The organism is Streptomyces sp. NPDC007084, assembly GCF_040703595.1.
Lineage (GTDB): Bacteria > Actinomycetota > Actinomycetes > Streptomycetales > Streptomycetaceae > Streptomyces.
Window position 1 is genome coordinate 41,322 of sequence record NZ_JBEYFY010000001.1, and the last position, 17,999, is coordinate 59,320.

Annotated in this window: 24 protein-coding genes; all 24 read left to right on the plus strand. The window is 71.1% G+C overall.

Annotated features, from left to right (window positions below; genetic code table 11):
• Positions 1–4: 4 nt before the first annotated feature.
• The 24 genes from AB0912_RS00170 (at position 5) to AB0912_RS00285 (ending at position 17,995) form a co-directional block, all read left to right on the plus strand.
• Positions 5–1,507, plus strand: a complete 1,503-nt coding sequence (locus AB0912_RS00170) for a DNA cytosine methyltransferase (protein ID WP_366695092.1) — start codon at positions 5–7, stop codon at positions 1,505–1,507.
• Positions 1,507–1,725 carry a hypothetical protein gene (locus AB0912_RS00175; RefSeq protein ID WP_366695094.1) on the plus strand — a complete coding sequence of 73 codons (219 nt, stop codon included), beginning with the start codon at positions 1,507–1,509 and terminating at the stop codon, positions 1,723–1,725. The genes AB0912_RS00170 and AB0912_RS00175 overlap by 1 nt, the downstream gene beginning before the upstream one ends.
• Positions 1,722–2,048: a hypothetical protein gene (locus AB0912_RS00180; RefSeq protein WP_366695096.1), complete on the plus strand. Its 327-nt coding sequence runs from the start codon at positions 1,722–1,724 to the stop codon at positions 2,046–2,048. Before AB0912_RS00175 ends, AB0912_RS00180 begins: the two co-directional genes overlap by 4 nt.
• A complete protein-coding gene (locus AB0912_RS00185; RefSeq protein WP_366695098.1) occupies positions 2,045–2,272 on the plus strand; it encodes a hypothetical protein in 228 nt (75 codons plus the stop codon). Before AB0912_RS00180 ends, AB0912_RS00185 begins: the two co-directional genes overlap by 4 nt.
• Positions 2,269–2,895, plus strand: a complete 627-nt coding sequence (locus AB0912_RS00190) for a hypothetical protein (protein WP_366695100.1) — start codon at positions 2,269–2,271, stop codon at positions 2,893–2,895. The genes AB0912_RS00185 and AB0912_RS00190 overlap by 4 nt, the downstream gene beginning before the upstream one ends.
• A gap of 370 nt (positions 2,896–3,265) precedes the next feature.
• Complete coding sequence (locus AB0912_RS00195; RefSeq protein ID WP_366695102.1) at positions 3,266–3,892, plus strand: hypothetical protein; 627 nt, start codon at positions 3,266–3,268, stop codon at positions 3,890–3,892.
• Positions 3,889–4,134 (plus strand): hypothetical protein, encoded by a 246-nt coding sequence (locus AB0912_RS00200; protein WP_366695104.1) that lies wholly within the window; start codon positions 3,889–3,891, stop codon positions 4,132–4,134. Before AB0912_RS00195 ends, AB0912_RS00200 begins: the two co-directional genes overlap by 4 nt.
• On the plus strand, positions 4,131–5,252 hold the full coding sequence (locus AB0912_RS00205; protein ID WP_366695106.1) for a hypothetical protein: 1,122 nt from the start codon (positions 4,131–4,133) through the stop codon (positions 5,250–5,252). The genes AB0912_RS00200 and AB0912_RS00205 overlap by 4 nt, the downstream gene beginning before the upstream one ends.
• The gene (locus tag AB0912_RS00210; RefSeq protein WP_366695108.1) at positions 5,249–5,425 is read left to right on the plus strand and encodes a hypothetical protein; all 177 of its coding nucleotides are present in this window, start codon (positions 5,249–5,251) and stop codon (positions 5,423–5,425) included. The genes AB0912_RS00205 and AB0912_RS00210 overlap by 4 nt, the downstream gene beginning before the upstream one ends.
• Entirely contained in the window at positions 5,422–5,739 is a 318-nt protein-coding gene (locus tag AB0912_RS00215; RefSeq protein ID WP_366695110.1) for a hypothetical protein, read from the plus strand. The genes AB0912_RS00210 and AB0912_RS00215 overlap by 4 nt, the downstream gene beginning before the upstream one ends.
• 13 nt (positions 5,740–5,752) lie before the next feature.
• A complete protein-coding gene (locus tag AB0912_RS00220; protein WP_366695112.1) occupies positions 5,753–6,088 on the plus strand; it encodes a DUF6257 family protein in 336 nt (111 codons plus the stop codon).
• An 87-nt stretch (positions 6,089–6,175) separates the two neighbouring features.
• Positions 6,176–8,299 carry an FtsK/SpoIIIE domain-containing protein gene (locus AB0912_RS00225; RefSeq protein WP_366695114.1) on the plus strand — a complete coding sequence of 708 codons (2,124 nt, stop codon included), beginning with the start codon at positions 6,176–6,178 and terminating at the stop codon, positions 8,297–8,299.
• A gap of 188 nt (positions 8,300–8,487) precedes the next feature.
• Positions 8,488–8,757 (plus strand): hypothetical protein, encoded by a 270-nt coding sequence (locus AB0912_RS00230; protein WP_366695116.1) that lies wholly within the window; start codon positions 8,488–8,490, stop codon positions 8,755–8,757.
• 131 nt (positions 8,758–8,888) lie between these two features.
• The gene (locus AB0912_RS00235; RefSeq protein ID WP_366695118.1) at positions 8,889–9,284 is read left to right on the plus strand and encodes a DUF6221 family protein; all 396 of its coding nucleotides are present in this window, start codon (positions 8,889–8,891) and stop codon (positions 9,282–9,284) included.
• A gap of 131 nt (positions 9,285–9,415) precedes the next feature.
• On the plus strand, positions 9,416–9,616 hold the full coding sequence (locus tag AB0912_RS00240) for a hypothetical protein (RefSeq protein WP_366695120.1): 201 nt from the start codon (positions 9,416–9,418) through the stop codon (positions 9,614–9,616).
• 112 nt (positions 9,617–9,728) lie between these two features.
• Positions 9,729–9,938 carry a hypothetical protein gene (locus AB0912_RS00245; RefSeq protein ID WP_366695122.1) on the plus strand — a complete coding sequence of 70 codons (210 nt, stop codon included), beginning with the start codon at positions 9,729–9,731 and terminating at the stop codon, positions 9,936–9,938.
• Positions 9,939–10,409: 471 nt separating this feature from the next.
• Entirely contained in the window at positions 10,410–10,700 is a 291-nt protein-coding gene (locus tag AB0912_RS00250; RefSeq protein ID WP_366695124.1) for a hypothetical protein, read from the plus strand.
• Positions 10,701–10,894: 194 nt separating this feature from the next.
• On the plus strand, positions 10,895–11,488 hold the full coding sequence (locus tag AB0912_RS00255) for a hypothetical protein (RefSeq protein WP_366695126.1): 594 nt from the start codon (positions 10,895–10,897) through the stop codon (positions 11,486–11,488).
• Positions 11,488–13,104: a Terminase gene (locus AB0912_RS00260; RefSeq protein ID WP_366695128.1), complete on the plus strand. Its 1,617-nt coding sequence runs from the start codon at positions 11,488–11,490 to the stop codon at positions 13,102–13,104. Before AB0912_RS00255 ends, AB0912_RS00260 begins: the two co-directional genes overlap by 1 nt.
• Before the next feature lie 17 nt (positions 13,105–13,121).
• A complete protein-coding gene (locus tag AB0912_RS00265; RefSeq protein ID WP_366695130.1) occupies positions 13,122–14,597 on the plus strand; it encodes a phage portal protein in 1,476 nt (491 codons plus the stop codon).
• Positions 14,594–15,676, plus strand: coding sequence for a hypothetical protein (locus AB0912_RS00270; protein ID WP_366695132.1), 1,083 nt, complete (start codon positions 14,594–14,596; stop codon positions 15,674–15,676). Before AB0912_RS00265 ends, AB0912_RS00270 begins: the two co-directional genes overlap by 4 nt.
• Positions 15,673–16,458, plus strand: coding sequence for a hypothetical protein (locus AB0912_RS00275; RefSeq protein ID WP_366695134.1), 786 nt, complete (start codon positions 15,673–15,675; stop codon positions 16,456–16,458). The genes AB0912_RS00270 and AB0912_RS00275 overlap by 4 nt, the downstream gene beginning before the upstream one ends.
• Before the next feature lie 16 nt (positions 16,459–16,474).
• Complete coding sequence (locus tag AB0912_RS00280; RefSeq protein ID WP_366695136.1) at positions 16,475–17,458, plus strand: major capsid protein; 984 nt, start codon at positions 16,475–16,477, stop codon at positions 17,456–17,458.
• Positions 17,459–17,473: 15 nt separating this feature from the next.
• Entirely contained in the window at positions 17,474–17,995 is a 522-nt protein-coding gene (locus AB0912_RS00285; protein ID WP_366695138.1) for a hypothetical protein, read from the plus strand.
• Positions 17,996–17,999 lie beyond the last annotated feature (4 nt).

Genomic DNA, 17,999 nt, shown 5'->3' on the forward strand with positions numbered 1-17,999 from the left:
AGACATGTCCCTCACCTTCACCGACATCTTCTGCGGCGCCGGCGGCTCGTCCACCGGTCTCGTCGCCGCGGGCCTGGAACTCAAGCTGGCCGCGAACCACTGGCAGCGGGCCATCGAGACCCATGCCGCGAACCACACCGACGCCGACCACCTGTGCGCCGACGTCAACAACTACGACATGCGGCGCCTGCCCAAGACGGACATCCTGTGGGCCTCCCCGATCTGCACCGAGTTGTCCCCGGCCGGCGGGCGCCGCCGCCGTACCGCCCCCGGGGCCGGACAGCTCGCCCTGGAGGAGTTCGGGCCGGTTGCCAGCGCCGCGTTCGAGCGGACCCGGGCCACGTTCTGGGACGTCATCCGCGCGACCGAGGTCCACCGGTACAAGGCCGTCCTCGTGGAGAACGTGATGGAGGCCGCGGACTGGGAGCTGTTCGACGTGTGGCTCGCCGGGATGAAGACCCTGGGCTACAACATCCAATTCGTGTCTCTGTCCTCGGCGCACGCCGGGGACGAGGACGGCAACGACCCGGCGCCGCAGTGGCGGGACCGGATCTACATCGTCTGCACCCGAGTGGGCATCCCGCTGCCGGACGTGCAGCCCCGCCCGCGGGCCTGGTGCCCGGTGTGCGAGGAGACCGTGAACGCGGTCCAGTCCTGGAAGAAGCAGGGCGGCCGGCCGCTGGGCAAGTACGGCCAGCAGTACGTGTACCGGTGCCCCAACGGGTCCCGCTGCCGCCACACGATCGTCGAGCCCTACGTGCGCCCGGCCGCGTCGATCATCGACTGGTCGAACCTCGGCGTGCGCATCGCCGACCGTCCGCAGCACAAGCTGCCGCCGCTGGCCGCGAACACGGTCAAGCGGATCAAGGCTGGGCTGGAGCGCATCGGGGACCAGCGCATGGTCCTCACCGTCAATCACGGCGGCCACGACGGCCGCGCGTACCCGGCGGACGCGGCGCCGCTGGCCGCGCGCACAGCGAAGATCGGTGACGCGGTCCTGGTGCCGAACGGCGCGTTCTACGTGAAGAACTACGGCGGTGGCGCCCGCCCGGTCGACATGGTGCGCAGCGTCGCGGAGCCCTTTGGGACCGTCACCGCACGGGACGGCCACGCGCTCGCCGTGCCCCCGCAGGCCGACGACTCGTTCATCGTCACCCTGCGCCGCAACTCCACCGCGCAGCCCGTCACCCGCCCCGTGGACACGGTCACGGCGAAGGGCCGTCACCACTGGCTCGTCATCCCGTACCGCAACGCAGCCACGAAGACCACGGCCGAGCCGCTGCACACCCTGGGCACGGTCGACTCCGCCGCGATCGCCTCGCCGGCGCCCGCACTGGAGGACTGCCACTACCGGATGATCCAGCCGCGTGAACAGCTCCTCGCGCAGCGCTTCCCCGAGCAGTACATCGTCCTCGGGAACAAGGGCGAGCAGACCATGCAGGCCGGGAACGCTGTCTCGGTCAACGTCGCCCAGTGGCTCGGCGCCCGCGTCGCTGCGGTCCTGTGATGCCAGCCTCGCCCATCGAATGGCTCCTCTGGTTCGCGGTCTGCTGTGCCCTGTTCCTCGCCTTCCTGGCGTTCGACCTGCCCGACCTGCTCGACCACCTCGCCCATCGCTTGAGGCGCCAGCACCTCCCGCACTGGGCCCGGCACGGGCACGCGCCCCCGCCCCACACCGTCACCCCGAAGCACGGCCGTCACGCCAAGCCCAAGGAGGTCTCATGACCTGGTTCGCCCGCATCCTGTGCGCCCTGTACGGCGCCGTCTTCCTCTGGCTCGCCTTCTGTGCCGTCCAGACCTGGGGGCACGTTCCCCTCTGGACCAGCATCACGATGGTCGCCGCGTCGCTCGCGCCGGTCGACGCCGGGCTCCGGGAGTGCAGCCGTGCCGACGAGGACCGCCGGTACCGGGCGCTCCTGGAGCGCGCGGCTCGGCCGGCGGACCTGATCTCCCCGGCGGGCACCCGCGAGCCGATCAGCGCCGATGAACTGATCGCGTTCGACCGGATCATGCGCAAGGAGTTCAAGCACCGGGGCGGTGCCTCATGAGCAAGCCTCGGAAGACCGCCGACAGCATCACCGACGACGACCTTGACGATCTGTACGACAACGCCTCGCGCGGCTGGCGGCGCGGCGACGAGTGGAAGAAGCGCGCGCTGGCGGCCGAGACCGCTGCCGAGCGCGTCCAGGTGGCCTGCCACGGCCTGCCCTGCAAGCACGTGCGAACCATCCTCGCCGCACTCGACGGACCGAAGGAGAGCACCACCCCGTGACCTGCGAACTGTGCGGCACCTCAACCAGCCTCTACCTGTGCACCCGGCACACGGCGGAGCTGGTCGAGGCGCTGCGAGAACTGCCCGATCTGTACGCCGAGGTCGGGGAGCACCTGGTGCCGAGCCGCGCCGCCTGGGGGGAGATCGTCTCCACCCGCAGCGCGGCTGGCCCGCGGTCGCCCGTGAACGAGGACGTCATCGACACGGTGACCTGGGGGCGTGCCGCCGAGGTCATCCGCCTGTGGCGTACCGACGTCCGGCGCGTCCGCTGGCCGCACCGTGGGGCGGGGCCGCTCGGGACCCTCGGAGAAGACTGTGCCTGGCTGGCCGGCCAGGTCGACTGGATTGCCACTGCGTACCCGGCCGCCGGCGACCTCGCCCGCGAGGTGTGGACGCTCGACACTCAGGCCCGCTCCGTGGTTGGGGACCCGCGCCCGCGGCCCCAGCGGCTCGGCAACTGCGTGGCTCAGGTCGATGAACAGGGAGGCGTATGCGGGGCCGTGCTCTCGCGTCTGCCTGGTGAGCGCCTGCGGTGCCGGTGGTGTGGCACGGACTACGGGACGGAGCCGCAGTTGCTGCTGCTCGCGCACTTCCAGGACCGGACGTCCGCGCGACTTACGTGACCTACTTGCCGTGACACTAGGGTCACGCTAGAATGATGGACGTGCCAACACCTGATTGGCGCGAACGAGTTGCGGCCGAGGACCGAGAGCAAAAGCGACTGCTGACCCAGATCTCAGCCAGTGCCCGGAGACGAGCGGCAGCGCTCGAAGACGGGGTGCGCGAGCTGGGAACCAGGGAGGCAGTCGCCTCAGACCTCGGCATCGACTCCAGCGCAGTCCGAAGATCGATCCTCCGGTACGGAACGGGCACCCTACGCCCGCGTCGGACCTCGACCACATCTGAATAGGCCCGGAAAGCGGGCAACCCCGGCAAGCCGACCCTACCGGCCGCCGGGGCACCACTTGATCACGAGAGAGACGGAAGCTCCTCATGACCCAGCGGAACCCTATCGCCCCCGGCCGGCGCATCATCGCCGCGGGATCCATCCGCCACACCGCCGACCGCGTCACCACCGTGCGCGTCACTGAGGCCGGCGTCACTGGCAGCAGCATGCGGCGCGAGCGCGTCGCCGAACTCCACCGCCTCGCCGCCGCCGACTACGCCAAGGGCAAGGCGCAGCGCGCCGCCGCCGTCGGCGCCTACACCGCGTTCGTTCCGGCCGCCGAGCCCAGCGACCTGGCTGTCGCCGTCGACCTCGGCCGCCGCGTCCTCGGCAGCGGCAACCCCGTCGCCCTCCGCGAGGCGCTGCGCCTGATCCTCCGCGCACTCGACACCGAGGTCCCCCGATCGGAGAAGCTGAGCGACCTGGGTGAACGCTGCCCGGCCGCGTTCACCGACGACGCGGCCCCGTGCGACGGCTCGCCCGTCGTCCTCATCCTCGACCCGAACAGCCGGGGCGCCGAGGCCTGCGAGCACCACGGCGCCCGGCTCCTCGCCGTCATTAAGAACGGCAGGCCCGTCGCCCTCCCCGACGCGCCCGAGGGCACCGCCTCCCGCGTCTTCACGGCCGCCGCAACCCTCCGCTACTTCACCGCACACCAGGGCGAGGGCCGATGACCACCAACCCGCCCACCACCCCCGCAGACCATCCCTTCGACCCGCTCCGCGAGCCCGACCACGTCACCACCGACGTGTACCCGCTCGACATCGAGATCGCGGTCACCCGAAAAATCCTCGCCGAAACCGCGCCCCTCAACATCCACAGCTACACGGACATGCTGCGCGCCGCCGTCGCGCTCGACTGCCGCGTCCGCGCCCTGCTCGCCTCCCTCGACGCCGAGCGAGGTGAGACCCAGTGAGCACCCGCAGAGAACTGACCTGGGGCCAGGGCCTCGTCCTCGGCACCGCGGCCGTCGCCATGGTCGTCGTCGGATCGTTCGGCGCCTGGGGCACGTACAGCAACGCCGTCGCCGAGTTCCACCGGCAGGCGACCGCGGCCGGTGTCGTCGCCGCCGGCGAGGGCCTGACCCTGATCCTCGCCCTGGTGATGCTCGGCCGGACCATGCTCAACATGGCCTCGCCCGCCGTCGTCCGGGCCGGCATGTGGGCCGCCCCCATCTCCGCCAGCTCGGTCGGCATCTCCATCGCGGGCAGCCCCCGCGAGGCCGCCGTGTACGCGGTCACCCCGCTCGCCATGTCCGGCGCCGCCGAGGGCCTCGGGTTCGTCGCCCGCAGCATCGTCGTCTACCGCTCGGGCCTGGACGCCGAGACGATGCGCCGCAACGCGGACGTCGCTCGGAAGATCGCATTCAACCGGGCCGTCGCGGCCGGCCACCCCGACGAGGACAAGAAGGACGCCGCGGTCCGCAGGTACTGGCGCCTCGCGAAGCACGTCGGTGTCGGTGACGCCGAACTCGGCGCAGGCCTGGTCGACGTCCAGCGGACCCGCGTCCGCGACGGAGCTGATGCGGCCCTCGCATCCATGTACGGCGGCACGGTTGCTGCGGACAGATCGTCCGCAGCAAAACCGCCCCGGCCCGTCTCCGCGACCGAGGCCCTGCGCGCCCGGTTCGCCGAGATGGACCCGGCCGACGCCGTGCGCCTCGCAGCTGATGCGCGACCTGATGCGCCGCCCGCCGAACTCGCCTCCATCCTCGGCACCTACGGCGTGCACGTCGATGCCGTGGTGGTCGCCCTGGTCCTCGGCCACAAGCCCCCCGAGTACGAAGCGCATCGACCTGATGCACCTGATGCGCCGCAGGTCAGGGAGCTGGAGCCCCTCGACGTGGCGGGCGCCGTCGCCGAGGCCGCATCCGCCCTCGGCGAGAGCGCATCACCCCGCGACATCGCCGCCCACATCGCCGAGCACCGCCGCCTCGTCGTCGGTGAGCCGTACATCCGCACCGCCCTGTCGCGGGCCGCGAAGAAGGCCCCGCCCACCCAGCAGCCCGACCCGATGGAGGGTGGATACGCATGATGCGCATCCTGTTCGGCATCGTCCTGGCGCTCCTCGTCATCTGGCCGCCCCTGTTCGGCATCGTCCTGTTCGGCGCCACCGCGGTCGCCTCCCAGCCCCCGCTCCTCGCCTTCGCCGGCGGAGTCGTCGCCTGGCCCCACCTCGTCCGGCGCGTCCGGCGGTGGGCGAAGTGAGCGACGCCCTCGCCAAGGCGGAGGCCGCCGCCTCCGAGGCCGCGGTCAACAGCGCCGCCGTACAGGTCGCCCTCGCCGCCGTGGAACTGGCCAAGGTGGCCAGCGCCCAGCCGCATCGGCCGGCCTGTCAGCACCAGGCGCCGCCCGCCCCGGAGTTCAACGCGAAGAAGTGGCTGGTCATCGGCGGAGTGGCGTGCGTCTGCTCGCTCGCTCTCGCCCTGGCCTCCATCGCCATCGCCATCGGCGCGTGCTGCGCCACCGCCTGCCTGCTCGTCCTGCGCTCCATGTGGCGCAGCGTCCGCAGTAGCAACTGACCAGGAGGTCACCATGCCCACGTCGTACACCGCAGCCGAGAAGCGCCGTATGGCCTGGCTCGTCATCAAGGCCGGCAAGCAGTCCCTCGCGGGGGACCGCGACCAGGACACGATCGACGACCGGCTGAAGCGCGAGGTCGACCGCATCCAGGAGCGCGCCGAGGAGCGCGGCAAGGCCGAGGTCGCCGAGCTGGAGCGCCGCCTCGCCGAGAGCCGCCGGGCTGCGGCGAGCGCCAAGGTCACCATGCGCACCAGCTCCGGCGCCGAACGGGCCGCCGCCCGGCGGCAGATGCAGGAGCACGAGCAGGCCGGCCGCCGCCTCGAACGAGAGCTGCGCCGCCTCAAGTAGCCACGCCCCGGGACGGCCGCTCAACCTGGCCGGGCGACGGCCGTCCCGGGCATCCCACACCTCATCGAGAGGCAGGACCCGAACAGCATGACCGAGAACGTGATCCAGCTCCACAAGGACCCCGCCCAGCCCGACGTCTACGCCTTCACCGAGGAGGCCAAGGACACCCTGACCGAGACCGTGATCGACGTCGTCCAGGACGCCGCCCCGCGCCCCGTCGACCCGCCCGCCGAGCAGGCCCCCGCCGGCACCTGGGTCGCCGAACGTCAGGCCTACCTCGCCGACGCCCCGCCCGTCCTGCCAACCTTCCTGCGTAACGCCGCCGAGTTCGCCACGGCCGCCCGCTGGACCGCGTCCTACTACGGGCACGTCACCGCCTTCCACGCCATCCGCCTGCCCGTCTACGCCCTGCGCCTGCTCACCCGCGCGCCCCGCGGCCTCGCCCGCATGGTCCTGCGCTGGGGCCGCTGGGTCGCCGACACCGAGGCCCGCCCCGTCGAGGCCCGAGCCGCCGCGCACGCCGACATCGACGCCTGGCTCACCCTGTCCCGCGAGCACTCCCGCCGCGTCCGCCCGCGCCGCCTCGCCTCCCTCGCCGTCGCCACGATGACCGGCATCACCACCCTCGCCGGCTGCTTCCTCGCCCCCGGCTGGACCCTCACCGCCACCCTCGCCGCCGCCACCCTCATCGGCCTAGGCGGCAAGAAGAGCGACGGGAAGCCGCTGGTCACCCGCTACGTCGCCACCAACATCCTGCGCCGCCTCGACTCCACCGAGGTCCTCGACGCCCTCGCCGCCATCGGCATCGAGGGCAAGAAGGGCAAGCGCGGCGCCGAATTCGCCTCCGAGGTCATGCGCGACGGCCCCGGCTGGCGCGCCGAGGTCGACCTCCCGCCCGGCGTCGAGGCCACCGCCGTCCTGGAGAAGCGCGCCGCGCTCGCCGCCGCCATGCGCCGCCCCATCAGCACCGTGTGGCCCTCCGTCGACCGCACCGCCCACCCCGGCCGCCTCGTCCTGTGGGTCGCCCAGCGCGACCCGGCAAAAGCGGGCCGCAAGCTATGGCCGCTCATGAAGCAGGGCACCGCCGACGTGTACGAGCCGCTGCCCTACGGCTTCGACCCGCGCGGCAACCTCATCGAGATCACCCTCATGTACTCGAACCTGCTGGTCGGCGGTATCCCCGGCTCCGGCAAGACCTCGTGCGCGCTCGCCATCGTCCTCGGCGTCGCCCTCGACCCCACCGCCGAACTGTGGATCTACGAACTCAAGGGCTCCGGCGACCTCGACTCGGTCAAGCCCGTCTGCCACCGCTACGTGTCCGGCGACGAGGACGAGGACCTGGAGGCCGCCCTCGCCGGGATGCGCTCCGGGATCGCCGAGTACCAGCGGCGCGCGAAGTTCATCAAGGACCTGCCCGCCTCCGAGGTCCCCGACGGCCGGCGCGTCACCCGCACCCTCGCCGAGCGCTACCCGGAGCAGCAGCTCGGCCCCCGCGTCATCGTCATCGATGAGGTGCAGGAGCTGTTCACCCACCCCGAGTACAAGGACGAGGCCGCCGCCCTGGCCACCCGCCTCATCAAGAAAGGGCGCGCCTACGGGATCATCCTCATCCTGCTCACCCAGAACCCCGACGCCCCCTCCCTGCCGTCCTCCGTGTCCAGCAGCGTCGGCACCCGCCTGTGCCTGGCCGTCATGGACTGGCGGGCCAACAACAACGTGCTCGGCACCGGCGCCTACGACCGAGGCCTGCGCGCCACCGACATCAGCATCGATGAGCAGGGAACCGGCATCCTCGCCCGGGGCCGCGAGGGTCTCACCGTGCGGGCCGCATTCATCAAGCAGACCGAAGCCGAAGAGATCGGCAAGCGTGCCCTCGCGCTCCGCACGGCCGCCGGCACCCTCACCGGGCAGGCCGTCGGCGCCCGGGTCGAGGAGCAGGACGTCGAGACCGTCCTCGACCACCTGCACGCCATCTGGCCGGACGGAGTCGAGACGGTCCACTCGCACCGCCTGGTGGAGGCCCTCGCCGCCTACCGGGCCGACCTGTACCGGCCGTGGACCGAGATGGACGCCGCCGGGGCGTCCACGGCGCTGAGCGCAGCCCTGAAGCCGTTCAGGGTGTCCACCCGCCAGCTCACCATCCGCGAGTGCTGCGGCGGCGCCAAGGGCCTGCGCTGGACCGACATCGCGCCCGCCGACGACGCCGAGTAGGGCCCCGAAGCCGGTTTCGGATCACGCCCACGGTTTCACCATGATCCGAAACCGGTTTCACCCCCGATATCGGCCGTGAGCTGCACAGTTTCGAGTTTCGGCCCCTTCAGCACCGCCCCGCATCCGCCCCCTGCACAGATCACCCGAACTGCCCCCGGCGACGACACCACCACGAGAGGATGACCGTCATGACCACCGAGCACACCGCCGTCCTGCTGGTTGATGACTACACCAGCACATGCAGCCGGTGCCGCCGCGGCGCCTTCACCCAGGACACCCACCACAACCGCATCGCGGACGGATGGAGCACACCTGGCCCGCGCAGTGACCGGCCCTGCGGCGCCCTCTTCGTCGCCATCTCCACCCGCCGCCTGGAGTACACCGAGGCCGACCTGCGGAAGATCCGCCCCGACCTCCCCGCCTACACGGCGGGCATGGCGCCCGACCTCACCACCTGATTGGACATGGTGATCAATCCTGATCTTGCCGAGGACGCGTCACAGGCTGGGTCCGGGTCCCGTTTCTCTCCGACGCTGGCTCTCTCCCCGAACCGGTCCGACATCCGAAACCGCTACGAGAGGATGACCCCATGGACGACCTAGCGCAGTGGCTCGGCGCGCAGCTCGACGAAGACCAGCGGATCGTGTCGCGTGCCCTTGATCACGTCGATGCCGAATGGCGGCTGGACGCGGCGAGAAACGTGGTGTTTTGCCGCCGCCTGACCGTATCCGGGCGGCAGTCGACCCCGGTGACGGCGATCGAGTGGAGGTATCCGAGGGTGGGCGCGCCGGCGCTTGCGCCGCATGTGGCCGAGCATGATCCGGCCCGGGTACTGCGCGAGATCGACGCCAAGCGGCGCATGATCGGCAGGATCAACAGCCACGCCACGATGATGGGGTGGGACGAGGTACACGGTGACCTGTTGCGCCTGCTGGCTGCCCCCTATGCGGACCGCCCTGGTTACCGCGAGGAATGGCGGCCGTGAACGACGACATGCACCCCGGGCCGCTGACAATGCCCCCGACCGATGTGGTCGGGGGCATTGTCATGCCATCAGAGAATCAGCCAGCGAGGCGGCCGGCGACACGCTGCATGACCATGCCGCACCATAGGGCCATGGAGTCGCAGATCATCCGCCCCGGCTACCTCACCGCCCACCAGGCCGCGGGCGCCCTGGGCATCAGCCTCGGAGGCGTCCGCAAACTGGTCCAACGCGGCCACTTGACCCGCTCCGGCGGCACCACCGGACAGCCCTGGTACGCCGTCCAGGACGTCACAGCACTCGTCCTCAAACGCCGAACCACCAACACTGCTTGACCGCAGGTCAGCGACCTGTCACGCTTTCCGCGTACAGCCATGCCCGCACACGGGCACCACAGACACCCGAGGCCCCGCCAATGGCGGGGCCTTTGTCGTACCCGGAGGCGTCATGCCAACCACCGTCGAGGCGCCCCGGAGCGCCGACGAGGCCGCCCACCTGCTCGCCCGCGAGGGCCGCCACGTCCACCTCGTCTCCGAGGGCGAGAGTCACTGCCTGAAGGGTGCGTGCGGGCCCGTGCCCGTCGAACTGCCCTCGACCGTGCGGGAGCGAGCGCGGCTCATCCGGCTGTCGCTGAGTATCGGTATCAACCGGCTCTGAGCTGACACACACTCACGGCGGCGGCCCGGCGACCTGAACCCCGGGCCGCCGCCGTGCCACGTCACCCACGGAGGTGGTCACCACGGCCAGACGCCACGCACTCACCGTCTGCTCGGTCCCCGGCTGCCCCCGCCTCACTCCCCAGGGCCGCTGCCCCCAGCACCGCAGCGAGGCGGAGCAGCAGCGCGGCAGCGCACGGCAGCGCGGGTACGGCAGGGAGCACGAGCAGCGTTTCCGACCCGGCGTCCTGGCCCGCGATCCCCTCTGCATGTGCGGGGGGTGCGGGAGCTGCACGCCCACCGGCTCCGGCAGGTGCGCGCGGGCCAGCGTCCACGCCGACCACTGGCCACTGGACCGCCGGGCGCTGGCCGCCGCCGGCCTCGACCCGGACGACCCAGCCCACGGACGCGGCCTGTGCCAGCCCTGCCACAGCAGCCACACCGCAGCAGAGCAGCCAGGAGGGTGGAACAGGTGAAGCACATCGTGATCACACCGAAGGACATGGAGCGGCTCAGGCCGGCGCTGTGCGCATGGGCCGAGGCCAACGGCATCGACCCGAAGGGCGTCGCCGTCGAGCCGATCACCGTCTGCTTCGCCGTGGACAGCCCCAAGATCGAATACGTGGCCTTCGTCCTGGACGAGGAGGGCCGGCGCCAGGTCGACCCCCACGGCACGGACCGAGTCCTGACCGCCCGGCACGTCACGCGGTTGGTCAGCCCCCTGGAGGCCCACGGTCTGGATGCCGGCCAGTTCGGGAGCTGATCACTCCCCGTCACCGAACCCCCGGGGGGAGACCCCCTCCAAGATCACGACGAGGACCGCCGGGGAGGTGACTCGCTGTGTGTACGGGTCTGGAGGGCCAGCGACCACGCGTCAAGAGTGACCCTGAGTAGCTCCGCCCCGCCGCGACGGCAGGGGCGCTGACGTGCCGCGATGGCACGAAGGAGTGATGAGGCATGGCCGGTAACGGACCGCCGCCGAGTGCGAATTCGCGCCGCCGCAACGCGACGCTCCCGATGACGATGCTGCCGGCCAACGGACGCGAGGGCGACCCTCCGGCCTGGCCGCTCCTCGATGACGTCACGATGACGGCGCGGTGCGATGCCGCCCGGCGCCTGCGTGACGATCTGGAGTTGAAGCTGCTCGAACCGGAGCTGACCGGACGCCAGCGGGCCGCGTCCCAGAAGAAGTACGACGCCGCGCTGACCGAGGCGAACATCCTGGAGAAGAAGCTGGAGGCACAGCAGGGCATCGAGACGGAGATCTGGGGCGGCCTGTGGCACCTTCCCCAGGCTGTGATGTGGGAGCGGCTCGGCTGGGTCCGCGAGGTGGCGCAGTACGTGCGCTGGAAGGTCCAGGCGGAGATGGGCGACCTGGACGCCTCGAAGGAGGCCCGCATGCTGGCCGACCGGCTCGGCCTGAACCCGCTGTCGATGCTGCGGCTGCGGTGGGAGGTCTCTCCGGACCAGGTGGCCGAGCAGCGTGCGGCCCGCCCGGCTCGCAGGAGCGGCGACGTGCGGTCCCGCCTTCGGGCGGTCGGTGAGGAGTAGTGCGCACCCCGGGCGTCCGACGGTCGCTCGGGTACGCGCTGGTGGACTGGATCGAGTTCTACCTGCTGCACGGCCCTGGCGACGTGCAAGGCCAGCCCATCGAGCTGGACGAGGAGATCCTCCGGTTCATCGTCTGCTGCTACGCGATCGACGCGAAGGGCCGGCGGCGCTTCGACGAGGTCATGCTGTCCCGCGCGAAGGGCCGCGCGAAATCGGAGATCGCCGGGATGCTGGTCTGCGGCGAGGCGCTGGCACCGGTCCGCTTCGATCACTGGGCCGAGGCCGGGGAGGTCTCGGACTGGGGGTACGAGTACGAGAAGGGCGAGCCGGTTGGCCGCCCGGTGACGTATCCGTTCATCCGGTGCCTGGCGACCGAGGAGACGCAGGCCGGTAACACCTACGCCAACGTCACGTTCATGCTCAGCCACTCGGACCTGCTCGCCGAGGACTACCCGGGCGTCGACATCGGCAACGACTGGCAGACCAGCACGCGCGTGTTCCTGCCGGACGGCGGCGAGATCCGCCCGTCGACGGCCAGCTCGGCGGCAAAGGACGGCGGCAAGGAGAGCTTCAGCGTCGCGGACGAGACGCACCTGTACGTGCTGCCCGAGCTGCGGGACATGTACGAGACGGTCGAGCGCAACACGATGAAACGCAAGGAGGCCGAGCCGTGGTTCCTCCAGACGTCGACCATGTACGCGATCGGCGAGGATTCCATCGCCGAGCGCACGCACCGCAACCACAAGTCGGGGAAGGCGCCGCGGTCGTACTTCGACCACGTTCAGGCGCCGGCGCGGCTGCTGGAGGACGAGGCCTACGAGGACCCGGGCGAGCTGAAGCGCGGGCTGATGCAGGCCTACGGGCCGTTCGCGGTCCACATGGACCTGGACCGCATGGTCACGCTCGCGCACAAGCCCACCCAGGACCGTGCCAAATTTCGCCGGTACTTTCTGAACCTGCCGGTGAGCCTCTCCGAGACGTGGCTGTCCAAACACCTGTGGGAGCGCTGCGAGCTGGCGCAGGAAGTGGCGCCGGGGGAGCGGATCGCGGTCGGCTTCGACGGCTCCGACCACGACGACTGCACGGCGATCACCGCGTGCAGGCTCAGCGACGGCTACGTGTTCACGCCCAGATTCCCGGACGGCCGTCCGATGATCTGGACGAAGTGGGACGACGGCGACCCGGACAACTGGCGCGTGCCACGCGCCGAGGTCCGGGCCGGCATGTCGCACGTCTTCAAGACGTACCGGGTCGAGCGCGCGTATGCGGACCCGCCGGACTGGCGGGACGAGTGCGACGACTGGGCCGGTGAGTTCGGCGAGGAGACGTTCCTCATCTTCGAGACCCGGGTGGCCACCCGCATGTGCCCGGCCCTGGACCGGCTCAAGACGAGCGTCCTGGCCGGGGAGCTGACGCACGACGGCAATCCGACGATGGCCGAGCACGTCGGCAATGCCAAGCCCGAGCGCAGGCCTTCGGGCATCGCGATCACGAAGCCGTCCCATGACCGGAAGATCGATACCGCAGTGACCGCGGCTCTCGCTGTCGAGGCCCGCGCGGACGCTCTGAAGCTGGCCGCGAGTGCGGGGTCCAGTTCGTTCAGCGGCTACGGATAGGAGGTGGGCCCGTGGGGGTGACCGCGCAGGAAGCCGTCCGGATGACGACCGTGCTGGAGCAGGAACTGGACCGGCGCCAGGCGGACATCACCTTGTGGAACAACTTCTACAAGGGTGAGCACAACCTCGGCTTTGCCTCCGAGCGGTTCCGGCAGGCCTTCGGCGGCCTCTTCGAGCGGTTCGCGGACAACTGGTGCGAGGTGGTGTGCGACGCCCCGGCCGAGCGGCTGACCCCAGTCGGTTTCCGGTTCGGCACGGGTGACGAGGACGATCCGCCGGCGGCCGACAAGGACGCTCAGCGAATCTGGCAGGCCTCCAGCATGGACGCGTGGTCGCGCGTCGCGCACACGGAAGCCTCCGTGAAAGCGCGCGCCTTCGTCCTGGTGTGGGCCGAGGATCCGGACGCCGTCGAGGTCGAGCCCGAGATCACCGTGGAGGACGCGACGCAGTGCATCGTGGCCTACGAGCCTGGCTCGCGACGCAAGCGCAAAGCGGCGCTGAAGCGCTTCGCCGGGGACGACGGCTACGAGTACGCCACCCTTTACCTGCCGGATGAGCTGTGGAAGTGGCGCCGCTCGCGTTCTCCGTCCGGCTTGCTCCTGCCCAGTTCGCTGGACCTGTCCAGCTGGCAGCCGCGCGGCGATGATCCGGACCAGGTGCGTATCGACAACCCGCTCGGCCGGGTGCCGATGGTCGAGCTGGTGAACAAGGCGCGGCTGACGGACGATCCGACCCCGGAGCACCGGCAGGTCATCCCGATTCAGGGCGCCCTGAACAAGTTGATCGCGGACATGCTCACCGCCTCGGAGGCCGGCGCGTTCCCGGCCCGGTGGGGAACCGGTATCGACCTGCCGAAAAACCCGCTCACGGGCGAGGAGATGGACGACCCGGAGCTGTGGCGCCTCGCGGTCAACAAGATGCTGCGGGCCTCCAACCCTCAGGCCCGGTTCGGGAACTTCGAGGCCGCCGACCTGCGCAACTTCGTCGCCGGGATCACCCTGCTGACCGAGCACATCAGCGCCCTGTCGAGGACGCCGCCCACCTATTTCATGGGCAAGGTCCAGAACGTCTCAGCGGACGGTCTGACCGTGGCGGATGCGGCCCTGGCCTCGAAATGTTGGGACAAGACGCTGTTCCTGGGCGAGGACTGGGAAGAGGTCATGCGGCTCGCGTTCCTGGTCAAGGGTGACGAGCGGCGCGGCAAGAACCCGCTGGCCGAGACGATCTGGCGGGACGTCGAGTACCGCACCGAAGCCCAGCACATCGACGCGGTGCTGAAGAAGAAGGCGCTCGGCGTGCCGTGGCGCCAGCTCATGGAGGACGCCGGATACACGCCCACACAGATCGACCGCATGGAGCGGATGCTGGAGCAGGACGCCGACCGGGCCGCCCGCTCTCTGGCGTTCAAGACGCCCGACGGCCAGGACGACTTCGGAGACGAGCTGGACGCCGAGGACGCCGACGCCAGGGAGGCTGAGGGGGCCCTCGCGTGATCGCCTCCGACGTCAAAGAGATCGCGCTCGTCACCTACGGCCGCCAGCAGGCCATCGCACGCCGTGCAGCTGCTCGGGTCCGGACGCTGTGGCGGCAGATCGACCGCGGCGACATCTCCGGCTCGTGGGAGGACCTCGCGCCGCAACTGGTGACCGCCGTCACCGAGGCCCAGACCAAGGCCGCCGCGCTCGCCGATCCGTACCTGGACGACGTGCTGGCCGCCGAGGGTGCCGACGCCGCCGGCGCCCGCCTGGTGCCCGGCGCGCTGGCGGGCATCGCCTCGGACGGGCGCCCGCTGATCTCCCTGCTCTACCAGCCGGTCATCGACTGGAAGGTGCGCCTGGCGGCCGGGCAGAGCCCGGATGACGCCTTCCGCGGTTCGCTCGCGTCCGCGCTGCGGATCACCGGTACGCAGGTCGCCGATGCGGGGCGGGGCGCGACGGGGGCCGCGATGGCGGGACGGCGCACGATTCAGGGCTACGTCCGCGTCGTGCAGCCACCAGCCTGCGGGCGATGCATCATCTTGGCGGGCAAGGAGTACGGCTGGAACCGCGGCTTCCAGCGGCACCCGCGCTGCGACTGCATCCACCTGCCGACGACCCTGATCGCCCGCAACCAGCACCGGGGACGGCTCGGGTCGGACAGCTTCACTCCGACCACTCGACCCGGGGGCGGGGCCGCCGGATTCCTCGACCCGCGGGCCTACTTCGGCAGCCTGTCCCGCGCGGAACAGAACAGGGTGTTCGGTGAGGCCGGCGCCCGAGCGATCCGCGAGGGCGCCGACATGGCGCAGATCGTCAACGCCCGTCGCGGCATGCAGACGATGACCGCCTACGGCCGCCGCGTGCTGGCCACCACCGAAGGCGCAACGAGGCGCGGAGCGTTCTACCGCCTGGAGCGGGCCCGGACCGAGGCGCGCACCGGGACCCGCTTCGCGCGCGACCGGATCGAGGCACGCCGCGGTCTGCCGCGCTTCGAGTTGCGCACCCCCCGGCTGATGCCGGACGAGATCTACCGGCTCGCACAGAGCCGGGACGAAGCGGTCCGCATGCTGCGGCGCTTCGGCTACCTGCAATGACCCCGCGTGCGGCGCGACGCCGCCCGCTGACCCTGGAGAGCGCGATGCTCAAGCACACCCGTATTCGCCTGCTGGCCGCCGCGACCGGCGCACCCGGCTGGGCTCACCCCTACTCGGACCCGTTCACCTGCTACGCCGACGGTGGCGACTCCGAGGGTGGTGGCGACGGAGACGGGGACGCGGGCGGGGACGACGCTGATGACGACGACTCCGACGGGGACGACGGAGACGCCGACGATAAAGACGGCGACCAGGACGACGAGGCCAAGCTGGGCGAGAAGGGCCTCAAGGCCCTGCGCGAGGTGCGGCGGGAGAACCGCCGGCTGAAGGCCCAGCTGCGCGAGCGGGGCGACGGCGACGGGTCGGGCCGCAAGGCGTCCGCGAAGGACGGCAAGGACCGCGACCAGGACGACGCCGAGGCGATCCGCGAGCAGGCCCGCGCGGATGCCCGCGCCGAGGTGTGGACGGAGCGGGTCGAGGCCGCGGCGATCGCGTCGGCGGCCGGCCGCCTGGCCAATCCGTCCCGGGTAGCCGCGCTGCTCGGCGAGGACCTCGCCGACATCCCCAAGGACGACAAGGGCCGGCCCGACAAGGACGCGATCAGCGAGCTGATCGATGACCTGCTGGAGTCCGACCCCTACCTGGCCGCGCCCGCGACGGGCGACAAGGGCCGGCGGTTCCAGGGCGACGCCGACGGCGGAGCCCGCAAGAAGACGAAGAAGGCCGCAGCCTCGCTGGACGAGGCGATCGCGGCGAAGTTCGCCGGGAAGTCCGGCGGCTGACCCCTAGGAGCCCTCCATGCCCGTAACGCTCGCTCAGGCGAAGCTGAACGCGACGGACGACATCGACGTGAACGTGATCGATGAGTTCGCCAAGAACAACTACATCCTCCAGACCCTGACCTTCGAGAACGTCGTCAACCAGGCCGGGGCCGGAGCCACCCTGACCTACGGCTACACCCGGCTGGTCACGCAGGCCGACGCGGCTTTCCGTGCGATCAACAGCGAGTACACGCCCGCCGAGGTCACCAAGCAGCGGTACAGCGTCGACCTCAAGCCGCTCGGGGGCAGCTTCCAGGTCGACCGCGTCCTGAACCGGGTCGCCCGCGCGGCGGAAACCTCGCTTCAGATGAAGCAGAAGATCAAGGCGACGAACGCGAAGTTCAACGACGCCGTGATCAACGGTGACTCGGCGGTCGACGTGAATGGTTTCGACGGCCTGTCCAAGAGCCTCACCTCCTCGGCCACCGAGGTCGGCGTAGGCGTGTCGACGGACTGGCGGGGCGTCACGATCGGGTCCGACCTCGGCAAGGCCAACGACGCGCTCGACGCCCTCGACGCGTGGCTCGCGCTGCTCGACGGCAACCCGGACGCGATCCTCGGCAACATCGACTCGATCGCCCGCATCCGCTCCCTGGCCCGCCGCGCCGGCTACTTCGACCGGTCGACCTCGGCCGACTTCGGCTCGCAGGTCGAGACCTACCGGGGCATCCCGTTCATCGACCTGGGCAACAAGGCCGGCTCGAACAACCCTGTCATCCCGACCACGTCCAAGACGGTGGCGACCGTCGCAGGCAACTACAGCGACATCTACGCGGTGCGCTTCGGCCTCGACGGCTTCCACGGCGTGTCCATGGCCGATGCCCCGCTGGTCCAGACGTGGCTCCCCGATTTCACCACGGCCGGCGCCGTCAAGACGGGCGAGGTCGAACTGGGCCCGGCCGCCGTCGTCCTCAAGGCCACGAAGAGCGCGGCCGTCTTCCGCAACCTGCTCGTGCGCTGATCGGAGATCCCTGACATGGCACGCATCACCACACCCGTCCCCGGCTACAGCGGGCCCGGCCCGGCCGGGGTCATGTTCCAGGACGGCGAGGGCCACTCGGACGACCCCGCCGTCATCGACTACTGCCGCTCGGCCGGATACGGCATCGACAGCGAGCCGCCCGAGCCGAACACGCCGAAGGTGCCCGACCCGCGCGACGTGTCCACCGTGCAGATCGGCGCCCCCGCCCGGGACGCCGCCGTCGACCCGAGGCCGGGCGACTTCCGGCCGCCGGTGGGCGCGGGCGAGGCCAACCCGCACGGGCCCGACGTGTACGCGCCGGGCCTGCCCGGCGGCGGGCACGTCCCCACCGCCCCGCCCGCCGAGACGGAGCAGCCCGAGGCCGACAGGACGCAGCAGGGCACGGGCCGCCCGCCGCAGTCCGAGCCGGCCGCCGTCTGGCGGGAGTACGCCGCCGGGCAGGCCAAGGACAGCGACGAGGCCGCCGAGGTCGAGAAGATGACGAAGGCCGAGCTGATCAAGAAGTACGGGGGCTGATCAC